Annotated in this window: 11 protein-coding genes; 8 read left to right on the top strand and 3 right to left on the bottom strand. The window is 49.4% G+C overall.

The annotated features are described in order from the left end of the window. Positions 1 to 98: 98 nt before the first annotated feature. Positions 99 to 1,586 carry a flagellin gene (locus tag ACO0LN_RS07910; protein ID WP_422972573.1) on the bottom strand — a complete coding sequence of 496 codons (1,488 nt, stop codon included), beginning with the start codon at positions 1,584 to 1,586 and terminating at the stop codon, positions 99 to 101. Positions 1,587 to 1,985: 399 nt separating this feature from the next. On the opposite strand from ACO0LN_RS07910, the gene ACO0LN_RS07905 reads away from it, so the two are divergent. From ACO0LN_RS07905 to ACO0LN_RS07870, 8 genes are read left to right on the top strand one after another with little or no spacing between them, the layout of a single operon-like run. Continuing rightward, the gene (locus ACO0LN_RS07905) at positions 1,986 to 4,190 is read left to right on the top strand and encodes a tetratricopeptide repeat protein (protein WP_422972571.1); all 2,205 of its coding nucleotides are present in this window, start codon (positions 1,986 to 1,988) and stop codon (positions 4,188 to 4,190) included. Next, positions 4,187 to 4,957, top strand: coding sequence for a glucose-1-phosphate cytidylyltransferase (gene rfbF, locus ACO0LN_RS07900; RefSeq protein WP_422972569.1), 771 nt, complete (start codon positions 4,187 to 4,189; stop codon positions 4,955 to 4,957). Before ACO0LN_RS07905 ends, rfbF begins: the two co-directional genes overlap by 4 nt. Continuing rightward, complete coding sequence (gene rfbG, locus ACO0LN_RS07895; protein WP_422972567.1) at positions 4,951 to 6,030, top strand: CDP-glucose 4,6-dehydratase; 1,080 nt, start codon at positions 4,951 to 4,953, stop codon at positions 6,028 to 6,030. The genes rfbF and rfbG overlap by 7 nt, the downstream gene beginning before the upstream one ends. Continuing rightward, positions 6,027 to 6,605, top strand: a complete 579-nt coding sequence (locus ACO0LN_RS07890) for a dTDP-4-dehydrorhamnose 3,5-epimerase family protein (protein ID WP_422972565.1) — start codon at positions 6,027 to 6,029, stop codon at positions 6,603 to 6,605. The genes rfbG and ACO0LN_RS07890 overlap by 4 nt, the downstream gene beginning before the upstream one ends. Then, positions 6,602 to 7,828: a methyltransferase domain-containing protein gene (locus ACO0LN_RS07885; RefSeq protein WP_422972563.1), complete on the top strand. Its 1,227-nt coding sequence runs from the start codon at positions 6,602 to 6,604 to the stop codon at positions 7,826 to 7,828. Before ACO0LN_RS07890 ends, ACO0LN_RS07885 begins: the two co-directional genes overlap by 4 nt. A gap of 9 nt (positions 7,829 to 7,837) precedes the next feature. After that, positions 7,838 to 8,326 (top strand): acyltransferase, encoded by a 489-nt coding sequence (locus ACO0LN_RS07880; protein ID WP_422972561.1) that lies wholly within the window; start codon positions 7,838 to 7,840, stop codon positions 8,324 to 8,326. After that, a complete protein-coding gene (locus ACO0LN_RS07875; protein WP_422972559.1) occupies positions 8,323 to 9,138 on the top strand; it encodes an NAD-dependent epimerase/dehydratase family protein in 816 nt (271 codons plus the stop codon). The genes ACO0LN_RS07880 and ACO0LN_RS07875 overlap by 4 nt, the downstream gene beginning before the upstream one ends. After that, entirely contained in the window at positions 9,135 to 9,884 is a 750-nt protein-coding gene (locus ACO0LN_RS07870) for a cephalosporin hydroxylase family protein (protein WP_422951355.1), read from the top strand. The genes ACO0LN_RS07875 and ACO0LN_RS07870 overlap by 4 nt, the downstream gene beginning before the upstream one ends. 129 nt (positions 9,885 to 10,013) lie before the next feature. Here the strand turns inward: ACO0LN_RS07870 and ACO0LN_RS07865 are convergent, their stop codons facing one another. Further along, complete coding sequence (locus ACO0LN_RS07865; RefSeq protein ID WP_422972557.1) at positions 10,014 to 11,666, bottom strand: GGDEF domain-containing protein; 1,653 nt, start codon at positions 11,664 to 11,666, stop codon at positions 10,014 to 10,016. 58 nt (positions 11,667 to 11,724) lie between these two features. Beyond that, positions 11,725 to 12,372, bottom strand: coding sequence for a response regulator (locus ACO0LN_RS07860; protein ID WP_422972555.1), 648 nt, complete (start codon positions 12,370 to 12,372; stop codon positions 11,725 to 11,727). Between the last annotated feature and the right edge of the window lie 38 nt (positions 12,373 to 12,410).

Here is a 12,410-nt window from a genome sequence, read left to right as displayed (position 1 = left end):
TCTTTTCCTTCAAGAAAAATACCCCTGGTCAAAATCTTGACCAGGGGGACATGCTTTATGCTTTAAGTATAGACCTAATTTACATAAGCCTACTGCTATTAGCCACGCAACAGGGCCAGAACGCCGTTTGGCAAGCCGTTAGCCTGAGCCAAAATCGCTGTACCAGCTTGTTGCAAGACCTGGCCACGTGTCAGAGACGCTGTTTCTTGAGCGAAATCTGCATCACGGATACGGCTGCGGGATGCTGTCAAGTTTTCAGAGTTAGTCTGCAAGCTTTCGATCGCGGAAGAGAAGCGGTTTTGATACGCACCCAGAGAAGCGCGGGAACTATTGATCGATTGCAGGGCCGCATCAATTGTCGTCAACGCGGCGGTGGCCCCGGCAGCGGTACCCAGATTCAGTGAAGATACACCTGCACCGACTGTTACGCTGGCGGAAGTGAAACCACCTGTCAGGTTGGCAGCTGTCAAACCAGTACCAGTACCGTTAGCCAGAGTGATACCTGCAGAGCTGGTCGAAGTCAGGGACAGTGTCGATGTTGCAATGTCAGTTGCACCAGTTGCGGATACAGTGATACCTGTATTGGCAGCAGCACCGGCAGCGTTTGTGCTGGCTGTTACAGTGATGTTACGGCCATCGGCAGCAGCCAGTGCAACTGCACCAGTTGTTGTATTGAATGTTGCAGTAACGCCTGTTTGTGTACTGATTGCATTTACAGCAGCTGCAACTTGAGCACCACGTTGTGCGCCGGAAGTCGAAGCACTCAAGGCACCCAGATTCACGCCGTTAATAGTGATGTCGCCGGAGGCAATCGCTGTTGCGGATGTGCTGGCTGTACCTGCAACTGTAGTGGAACCTACAGTTGCAGTAACGCCTGTGCTACCGCTGATCGCATTGATCGCTGCTGCTTTAGCGATACCGCTGCCTGTGGAATTGGAGAAGGATACGCCGTCAGCTGCAGATGCGCCAACCTGGAAGCCATTGATGGACAAGTCACCAGCAGCCAGGGCTGTAGTAGTAACTGCACCGGCACCGGCTACTGTCGTAGCGTAGCTGGAAGATGCTCCAACACCCAGGGCGCTAGATTTTGCGCTGGAGATGGAAGCGATATTGATTTGATCGTTTGCTGTACCGTTTGCGCCAACTTGGAAAGTCTGTGCGGAGAAGCTACCGTCGAGCAGGTTCACGCCGTTGAAGTTGGTGCTGCTGGCAACGCGGTTGATCTCAGAAATCAGCTGACTTGCTTCGTTGTTCAGAGCGGCACGATCAGAAACGCTGTTGGAGCCGTTGGCAGATTGTACGGCCAGATCACGGATACGTTGCAAGTTGGAACCGATTTGTTGTAATGCGCCCTCAGCGGTTTGCGCCAGAGAGATACCGTCGTTCGCATTACGTGCAGCTTGATTCAAGCCGCCGATTTGAGAAGACAGACGTTCGGAAATAGCCAGACCAGCAGCATCATCTTTAGCGCTATTAATACGCAGACCGGAAGACAGACGTTGCAGGGAAGTGTTCAGAGCAGATTGGGATGTGCTCAGGTTACGTTGTGCATTCAGCGATGCAATATTGGTATTAATAACAGCCATGGTAATTCTCCCTAAGTTATTCAAATTGGCGTAGTAGCCTGAAACTTTGGTCTTTCGTGCTGACTATTGGACCGCCGTTGTAAAGGGTATCGGTAGAGACTAAAAAAGTTTTAGCGTGTTTCTGAAAATAAATCTTATTTTTTTTGCTCAAGTTTTTTAACTCTTTCCGCTTGTCGACGCTTTTTTAAAATACTTTAGGGTCAAATTTGATTTAGTTTTCAGGCTTTATTTAACACATGGAAACAAAATCATTGGCTATAAAATAAGCCTGAGCATGGTGGTTTCTGGTATTTTCCAGTCTGGACATGCAGTTTTAATCATTTTGCTTACTTAATTTGTAAGTCAGATGAGGCAATTGTAAAAAAGTTTAATGAGAAAAAGCTGACCTGGGGACTGGACATGGCAAAAACGAGTTTTGATGCGCGAAAAGCAATGCGCGATGTTCATCGACTTTTCGATGCTGGTTCTATATCCGATGCCAGGCAAGGCTGCCTGACTATCATCAGGCATTTTCCGCGCCACGCGGAAGCTTTATATGCCCTGGCCAGGATGGCTGGTGACGCGGATGAGAGTGACGAAGCCATGGGATATCTGAAATTGGCTTTTGACGTCATGCCTCACTTTCCTGACAACAGGAACATTGCTTTCGGCATATTCAATAAATACTTGCTGGCGAAGCAGTACCCCCAATTGGAAGAGGCCGGCCTCTGGCTATCAACTTATTTGCCACGGGACGGTATCGTTTGGGACTATATAGGTGTAGCCAGGATAGAGCAGGCCAAGTTTCCGCAAGCACTTGAAGTATTAAGCAAGGCTATTACCTTGTTGCCAAATAACCCACACATACTTGCCAATATGGGCAACGTGCTGATTTCTCTAGAGCGTTGTTCTGATGCCATCGTGTATCTGGAAAAAGCACTGGCAATTCAGCCAGAGATGGTTGTTGGCCTCAATAATCTGGGAAATGCACTGCGTTTCATAGGCAAGACAGAGGAGGCGATAGCGAGTATATCGAAGGCAGTTCAATTAGACCCAGGTTTGCCCTATCTGTACAATAATCTCGGCCTCGCTTATCGCGAGCACGGTATGTATAGCGTCGCCATCGCACAATACCGGCACGCGTTACAACTGCAGCCAGAGCTGGTGCAGGTCTATCCTAATCTGATTGATGCACTGCGTCAGAACGGGCAAGTGCAGGAGTCCATAGAGTGCGGGCAGCACGCGCTGACGCTGACCCACGATATTCCTGAAATCTGGGGGGCTTATGGGGACACCTTGCGCGAGGCGAATCACTTGGATGCGGCGATCGAAGCTTATATCAAAGCCCTGTCTTTCAAGCAGGATAGCCTGTCTTCTTTCAACCGGAAAATTTACACGAACCTGTTATTTTGTCTGAATTACCATCCGGATTTAACGCCTGAGGTGATTTATAACGCCTATCATGAATTTGATTTGCGTTTTACTGCGCCGCTCAAGGCAACATGGAAGAAATTTGAAAATGCCCGAGTGCCAGGTAGGCGTCTCAAGGTAGGTTATGTGACGCAAGCTTTTTATAATCATGTTTGCAAGTATTTCCTGCTGCCCCTGATAGAAGCGCATGACAAGGATCAGGTTGAGGTCTATGCCTATGCAAATCCGCCTTTCGAGGATGAGGTGACTGATTATTATAAGAAGCAGGTAGATCACTGGGTGCCAACGCGGGATCTGACGGATGAGGCGCTGGCCGAGCGTATTCGTGCCGACGGCATTGATGTCCTGGTGGATGTAGCAGGCCATACCAATGGCAATCGTTTACCGGTCTTTGCGCGCAAACCAGCCCCTGTTTCCTTGCACTGGCTGGAATATGGTTACACGACGGGTTTAAGTGCCATTGATTATTACTTGACTGACAAGCCCACAATTACGGACAATTGCGCACATTTATTTTCTGAGAAGGTCTGGTGCCTGGATGGCCCTGCCTATGTTTACAGACCGGATACGCGCAGGGCAGAGTTGACACCCTCACCTTTTGAAAAAACGGGTCTGATTACCTTTGGCAGTTTATCGCGTTCAACCAGGATAAATCATAGGGTAGTGCGTGTCTGGGCAACGATACTGGACGCAATGCCAGATTCGCAATTAATAATCAATAGTGGTGACTTTAAAGACCCACAAGTACAGGAAGAAATGGCATCACGCTTCATGCGCTATGGTATAGAACGCTCACGATTACACATAGGATTCAGCACGCCTTCCTGGGAAGTGTTGAAACATATCGATATCAGCCTGGATTGCTTCCCCCATAATTCGGGAACGACTCTGCTGGAATCCTTATATATGGGCATACCATTTATCTCGCTGGCAGACCGACCTTCAGTCGGCCGTATCGGTGCCAGCATATTGACAGCAATCGGGCATGAAGAGTGGCAGGCTTATACAGAAGATGAATATGCGCAAAAAGCGATCATCCTGGCACATGATCTGGATGGTTTGCGTAGCCTGCGGGCTGGTTTGCGTCAGGAAATGGAGCAATCCTTGCTCATGAATGAACCTGCATTCGCACGTTCAGTCGAAAAAGCTTATCGCCAGATGTGGCAAATTTATTGTGAAGGACAGGAAGAGTGAAGGCCGTTATCTTAGCTGGTGGTCTGGGTACCCGTATTTCTGAAGAGACCCACCTTAAGCCCAAACCCATGATAGAGATAGGCGGGCACCCCATACTCTGGCACATCATGAAGTCGTACTCGGCGCATGGTGTGAATGAATTCGTAATCTGCTGTGGCTACAAGGGTTATCTGATCAAGGAATATTTCGCCAATTATTTCCTGCACATGTCAGATGTCACCTTCGATCTGCAGAATAATAGTATGGAGGTGCACGAGCACCATGCCGAACCCTGGAAGGTAACCCTGGTCGATACTGGGGAAGACACCATGACCGGTGGCCGTCTCAAGCGCGTCGCACGTTATTTGCAGGGCGAGGAAGCTTTTTGCTTTACCTACGGTGATGGCGTTGCAGATCTGGATATTGCTGCTTCCATCGCATTCCATAAGCAGCATGGCAAGCTGGCTACGGTTACCGCGGTTCTTCCACCCGGACGATATGGCGCACTGGAACGTGACGGTAATCAGGTCGCCGGTTTTATCGAAAAGCCCCGTGGTGATGGCGGCTGGATCAACGGTGGATATTTCGTGCTGTCTCCTAAAGTACTCGATTTTATCGAAAATGATGGTGTTAGCTGGGAAGCCGCACCACTTGCCGAATTGGCAAAACGCCAGGAATTAATGGCCTTCGAGCACAGTGGATTCTGGCAGCCCATGGATACGCTGCGTGAAAAAAATCTGCTGGAAGATTTGTGGCAATCCGGCAAGGCACCGTGGCGAGTATGGTAAATCACGCCACAAAAACAAGCATCGTTGATCCCACCTTCTGGCGCGGGCGGCGTGTTTTGCTGACCGGGCATACTGGTTTCAAAGGCGCCTGGTTGGCACACTGGCTGTCTGACATGGGTGCCGTAGTACATGGCCTGGCTCTGGCTCCGGTAACCGAGCCTAATTTGTTCGATTTGCTGAAGATTGAAGACAAGGTCAGCAGTCACATTGGCGACATACGCGATATCCATGCCGTGACTGCCGCGATGGATGACTGTCAGCCAGAGTTTGTATTTCATCTGGCGGCGCAGGCCCTGGTGCGCGCGAGTTATCGTGAGCCTCTGTTGACTTTTGCCAGCAATATCATGGGCACGGCCAATTTGCTGGAGGCAATCAGGGGACGCAGCGATGTAAAACTTGCGCTGATCGTGACGACAGATAAAGTTTATCGCAATCTCGAGCAGATCAACCCCTATCCAGAAACCGCCGAATTAGGTGGCCATGATCCGTATAGCGCGAGCAAAGCTGCCGCAGAACTGGTGTTGGCAAGCTATCGCGCTTCATTTCTGGCCGGGCAGGGCACCGGCGTGTTGTCAGCCAGGGCCGGGAATGTGATAGGTGGGGGCGACTGGTCTGAAGACAGATTGTTGCCAGATGCCGTAAGAGCATGGCAAAGCGGCCAGACTTTGCAGATTCGCCGCCCCGACTCAGTTAGACCTTGGCAGCATGTACTGGAACCGCTGTCAGCATATCTGTGTCTTGCCCAATATGCCCATGCAAATTCACAGGCTAGCCATGCCTGGAATATAGGCCCTGATGATGCAGCAAGTGTCAGGACAGTGGTGGAGCTTGCGCAGGCTGCTTACGGCAGTGGGCAGACAGAATTTGCGACTGATATTGTTGGTCCGCATGAAGCGGGCTTATTGGCATTGGATGCCAGCAAATTGAGGCAGACCCTGGGAATTGTCCCGCGCTGGAATCTTGAGCAGGCGGTCAGCCGCAGCATGCACTGGTACCGTGATTTTGCGCGAGGCCAGCCTGCGGCAGAATTGTGTGACCGTGACATTGCTGCTTTCATGGCAGGTAATGCATGATGAAAATCTCAGCCTCAGGCCGCTTTGAAATATTATCGACGCCTTTGGATAGCCTGTACCTGCTGCAAAGAAAAGTGCTGGGTGATCAGCGCGGTTATTTTCAGCGCATGTTTTGTGCGACAGATTTGGCCGGTTTGGGCTGGCATGAACCTATAGCGCAGGTAAATCATACCTATACTTCAGTAAAGGGAACGATACGCGGCATGCACCTGCAATTGCCCCCCAGTGCAGAAATGAAATTAATTACCTGCATGAAAGGTGAGGTCTTGGATGTCGCTGTAGATTTGCGCGCTGACTCAGCCACTTTCTTGCAATGGCATGCTGTCTTGCTGTCACAAGCGAATCAGCGTTCGTTTTTAATACCTGCCGGTTTCGCCCATGGTTTTCAAACCCTGTCGGATGAGGTTGAAATGCTATATTGTCATAGCAAGCCTTATGTACCGGCAGATGAAATGGGATTAAATCCATTTGATGCCCGGTTGGCAATAGAATGGCCTTTGGGGGCAACCGAAATGTCGGATAAGGACCGCAACTGGCCCATGTTAAGCAAAGAATTTCAAGGAGTGATTGTATGAAGTGCCGGCATTGCGCACATGAGTTGACGCAAACCTTTCTCGATCTTGGTTCAGCACCACCATCGAATGCCTATTTAAAACCAGAAGCCCTGAGCCAGGCAGAAATCTGGCTGCCTTTGAAAGTAATGGTTTGTGATGCTTGCTTGCTGGCACAAACCCTGGATTTTACCGGGCGTGAAAATTTATTCGACGCCGACTACGCTTATTTCAGTTCATTTTCTTCCAGCTGGCTGGCTCATGCGAAGAAATTTGTTGAAACGATGCACCGGGATTTGGGCTTGAATTCGCAAAGCCTGGTGATGGAAGTTGCGGCAAATGACGGGTATTTGCTGCAATATGTGCAGGAAGCAGGCATCCCCTGTTTTGGTGTGGAGCCAACTACCAGCACCGCGGCGGCGGCCAGGGAAAAAGGCATCAATGTCATAGAGCGCTTCTTTGGTGTGGAGTTGGCGAAGGAGATACTGGCACGTGGTCAGCGCGTTGATTTGTCGGTGGCAAATAATGTATTGGCGCATGTACCTGACATCAATGATTTTGTCGCTGGCTTTAGCCTGGTCTTAAGCGAGCAAGGTGTCGCCAGTTTTGAATTCCCGCATTTGTTGAATATGGTGGAGCAAAACCAGTTTGATACTGCTTACCATGAACATTATTCTTATCTGTCACTGCATGCTGTAAGGACAGTGTTTGCAAAAAATGGTTTGCATGTATTTGATGTGCAGGAGTGGCCAACGCATGGTGGCAGCCTGCGTGTGCTTGCGCAGAGAATGGATATCAGATATCGCGAAGAAAAAGCCAGTGTCGCGCAAATACTGCAAGCAGAGCAGGAAGCGGGTATTCTCAGTGCAGCCTTTTATGAGGCAGCGCAGGAAAAGGCAGAATCTGCCAAGTTTGCATTGCTGGAGTTTTTGCTCAATGCAAAGCGCAATGGCAAGCGTGTAGCCGCCTACGGCGCTGCCGCCAAGGGCAATACCTTGTTGAACTTTTCTGGAGTCAGGCCTGATCTCTTGCCGTATGTCGTAGATATCAACACCCATAAGCAAGGTAAATTCATGCCTGGCAGCCATATACCTATTGTTGATATTCATCATTTGCTGGCAGATAAGCCGGATTTCATCCTTATTTTGCCCTGGAATTTGCAGGCGGAAATCATGCGGGACCTTGCGCAGACAAAAAACTGGGGCGCGCAATTCGTCGTTGCGATTCCTCAATTAACGGTGTTGTAAGAGTTCAGCATGATAGAGATACATCCAGATGCGCGAATTTCCAAACTGGCTGATATTGAAGATTCAGTCAGAGGGACGCGCATTATCATAGGTGCTTTTTCCAGCATAGACAGCTTTGTCAAATTCAAGCCTGCCGGTGGCGTGGCCGATGTTGTGATTGGTGAACGCAGTGTCATCAATTCTGGTTGCGTCCTGTATACGGGAAACGGCATCGTGATAGGAAATGACGTCGCGATTGCCGCCAATTGTACTTTTGCGCCAGTCAATCATGCCTATCACGACAAAAGCCGGCGCATCAATCAACAAGGGTTCTTGCCTGGCAAAGGTGGCATAGTCATTGAAGACGATGTCTGGATAGGGGCAAATTGCGTGATACTTGATGGTGCCATCTTGAGGCAGGGCTGCGTCATAGGTGCAGGTTCTATCGTCCGCGCTGAGGTTGCTGCGTACTCCATTAATGTTGGCAACCCCTTGCAACAAATTGGGATGCGCAAATGAGCGAGGCTTTGCGCGCAACCCTGATAGGTGGCAAGGGTTTTGTCGGGCGGCATCTGCACCAGGCTTTGCAAGCAAAGGGGTGGGACAGTTATGTCGCAGAACGTGATGATCCGCGGCTGACGACGGATGACCTGGGCCATGTTTTTTATTGCGCTGGCCTGACGGCCGATTTCCGGCAACGCCCCTATGCCACAGTAGATGCTCATGTGCACTTGCTATCAAGTATTTTGCAACAAGCCAAGTTTGCCAGTCTGACTTACTTGTCGAGTACCCGTGTTTATGCTGGTGCTATGAATACGCAAGAAGACGCCGCATTGACCGTCCGCTCTCACTTTTCTGGTGATTTATACAATATTTCCAAGCTTATGGGTGAATGCCTGTGCCTGCATGGTGGTCGCAATGTGCGCGTAGTTCGTTTATCTAATGTGTATGGAGCAGGGATGCCAGAGCAGAATTTCCTGGCAGATATCTTGAGTACCGCAACAAAAACGAAAAGGGTGGTATTTCGCAGCAGCCCTGATTCAGAAAAAGATTACATTTCCATCACAGATGTCGTGCGTTTTTTACCCATAATTGCCACACAAGGTGAGATTGGCATATACAATTTAGCCAGGGGCAGGAATACTACGCATGCCAGAATCGCAGCATTGCTGGAGCAATTAGGTGTCAGTTGTGAATTCGAAAATCATGCGCCTTGCATCAGTTTTCCGCTTATTTCTACATTAAAGCTGGAGTCTTTGTCCGGGCAGCCGGAATTGGATATAACAAGTGAATTACCAGCGCTTTTTAATCATTACACAAAAAAACCATGAATCCGATTAAACAATTTGAAGCAGAACGCGATGCCCGCATAGAGCAATTGGGCAAAGACCTTGAGTTCCAGGCGCAGTCCCGCGATTGGCTGGAACAAAGCATGCGTCGTCAGTATGTGTATAATTTTTCATGGTTGGGGCGACCCATCATACAAAACCCGATAGACATGATGGCGATGCAAGAACTGATCTGGACGGTGCAGCCTGATCTCATCATAGAAACTGGTATTGCTCATGGCGGTTCTATTATTTACTCCGCTTCCTTGCTGGAGTTAAATGCTGCTTGCGGCGGTAATCCTGACGCTAAAGTTATTGGCATCGATATTGATATTCGAGAGCACAATAAGGAAGCAATTCTGCAACACCCTATGTCCAGGCGTATACAGATGCTGCAAGGGTCAAGTGTCGCTACTGAGATTGTGGATCAGGTGAAGGCAATTGCACAAGGCAAGCAAAAAGTCCTGGTATTCCTGGATTCCAACCACACCCACGAACATGTATTGGCTGAGCTGCAGGCTTACGCACCACTGGTAACGAAAGACAGTTATTGCGTCGTATTTGATACTTTTGTAGAAGATGTGCCGGCAGACGTCTTTGATAACCGCCCGTGGCAGCCAGGCAATAGCCCAAAGACTGCTGTTTTCGAATATCTGAAAACCCATCCAGAATTTGTGATAGACAAGGCCATGGATTATAAATTGCAGATTACCGTGGCGCCTGATGGCTTCCTGAAGCGGGTCAGCTAGAAAAAAGCTCAAAAAAAACACGGAGGACATCATTTTGTCCTCCGTGTTTTTTGTATCCGCTTTTACTTTTTAACTGATACTGATCAGCGCTATATTTCTCCTGATCTGCTTATTGCGGATATCTCGATATCAGTCCGCCTTGATGACGCGGTTTTTACCAGACTGTTTTGCCTCGTACATCGCCTTGTCGGCACGCTTGATGGTTTCTTCTTGCAGCTCACGTGGATTGCGCAAGGCAACACCCGCACTGAAAGTAATGAACAAGCGCTGATCATTGGCCGTGAAGAAGTGCTTGGTCAGTTCTCTCTGTACGCGCATCATGGCCTGGGCAGCTTCTTCCAACTGCGTTTCTGGCATGATGATGACAAATTCCTCGCCACCATATCGCGCTACCACGTCTATGGATCTCAGGGTTTGCTTGACGATACGTACCAGGTGAACCAGCGCCTCATCACCGGCGGCGTGGCCGTGGGTGTCGTTGAGCTTTTTGAAGTTATCAAGATCCAGCAGGGCTATGCAAAGTGGGGTGTTGCGACGGTCAGACCTGTCGGCTTCACGTTCAAATACATCGTCCATACCCCTGCGGTTCAGGCTGCCTGTCAGTTGGTCTTCCCTGACCAGTTCGCTCATGTGGGCAAGTTTGTTTTCCAGGTCCTTGATGCGTGCTTCTGCTTCGCTGACCTCTTTTTGGGCGGCGACTATCATGTCACGCGAACGCAGGGTTTCGCTCTGGACTTCCTTGGTTTCGTTGAGGATATTCCTGATCAGATCGCTAACCTCGGCAACATTCTTGGCTGAACTCAGTTGTTGTGAGTAGGTGCCCATTTTGTGCTGATAAGCCCCAGTGCTGTCTGCCATGGCATTCAATCTGTCGATAAATGCCGTCATCATGTTCTTGACTGAGGTTTTTGACTCGTCAATACTGGTTTTCAGCACACCCTGCTTATAGATGACATCTTTCAGGCTGCGCGTGGCTTCTTGCAGGGCGCGGTGATCAATCGGGCCAGCGATGAGATTTTGTACTACCTCGATCTGGCCACGTAACCAATTATCGTTGTCGAGCAGATCGTGGATATTGGTCAGCAGCAGATCAAACAGACGCAGCAGCAATTCCTGTTGTTCAGCGCTGTCACCACTTTGCAGTTCAATCTGGAAGCACAATTGCTTGAGCCTGCCAGCAATCAGGTTCAGCTCACCTTCATTGCCAGCAACCTTGACTGCCGTTCCCAGGCTTTCCGACTCTTCGGCAAGTTGCGGGTTAGGTTTCAACAGCGAGGTGAGGGCAAGTGTTAGGGTGCGGTAGAGCAAGTCCTTAAGTATGCGCAATCTGCCATCTTCAACCGGGCCATCATCAACCAGGGAGATGCTTTTGCTGGCAACAGGCGGTGGGAGCGGATCGACGAGACTGATGTTATTGGACGACGCTGACGGTGGTGCCGTAATACGTTCAGCCAGTTGGGTCAGGCCACGGCCATAATCTTGCCAGTTGCCAGTTTTGATAGCCCGGCTGAAGCGTTGCCCAAAAGTTGACATCTCACCTGTCGAAATCTGCAGGCTGTTGGCAAAATTGGCCAGTAAAATCTCGGCTGGCGGAATGACTGGCGTTGCCTGCACTTCAGGCGGGGCTTCTACCGGAGTATCTGGAATGCCAGCAATGTCGTTGTATAGCTTGCGGTAGGCTTCAGGTGTCGGCGCAATACGCTGTATCGCCAATTGTTTGAATGTCTCGCGTGCAATATCTGTGGGACTTTTAAACTGCGAATTATTTGGAGTTTTCGACATTTTGTTTTGCCAATGACCTTGCTAACAAGAGTATTGCCTACGACATTAATATTGCCGTTTAATCTACAAGCTGATTTTTTATTGCATAGTGCGTTAATTCAGCATTGTGCCGCAATTTCATCTTCAATAGAATTCTCGACCTGTATTCGCTAATGGTTTTTACAGAAAGTGACAATTCTTTTGCGATGTCGCTAACTGACTTGCCTGAGGCGATCAAAGTCATGGTTTGGAATTCACGGTCAGACAGGGTTTTGTGCAGGGCATCTTCATGTTCCTGGTTCAGGTTGTTTGCCAGTTCCTGGGCAAGTTGCGTGCTGATGTATTTCAAGCCACGGGCGACTTGTCGTATGGCTTCCAGGATTTGCACGCTGCTGCATTGCTTGTTCAGAAAACCAGAGGCGCCGGCTTTCAAGGCCCTGACTGCATACTGATCTTCTCTGTGGATGGAGAACATCAGGACTGCGATATGTGGTTTTTCGGACTTGATTTGCTTTAAAACCTCGATGCCATTTCTGTCTGGCAGGGCAATGTCCATCAACAAGACCTCAAAATCTAGCTGACGGCTCAGACGTATCGCCTCCAGGCCTGTTTCTGCCTCTGCGATGATTGCCATATCTGTTGTGGTTGAGATAATGCTCTTTATCCCTTCCCTGACCACGGCATGATCATCGACGACGAGTACATTGATTGCTGCTTTTTCTGTCATGCAAAATCCATTTTCTTATTCAGGCAACCCGGCATTAG

Origin of the sequence: Undibacterium sp. TC9W (genome assembly GCF_049339865.1) — a bacterium.
GTDB lineage: Bacteria > Pseudomonadota > Gammaproteobacteria > Burkholderiales > Burkholderiaceae_D > Undibacterium.
This window is presented reverse-complemented; position numbering and strand designations above follow the sequence as displayed.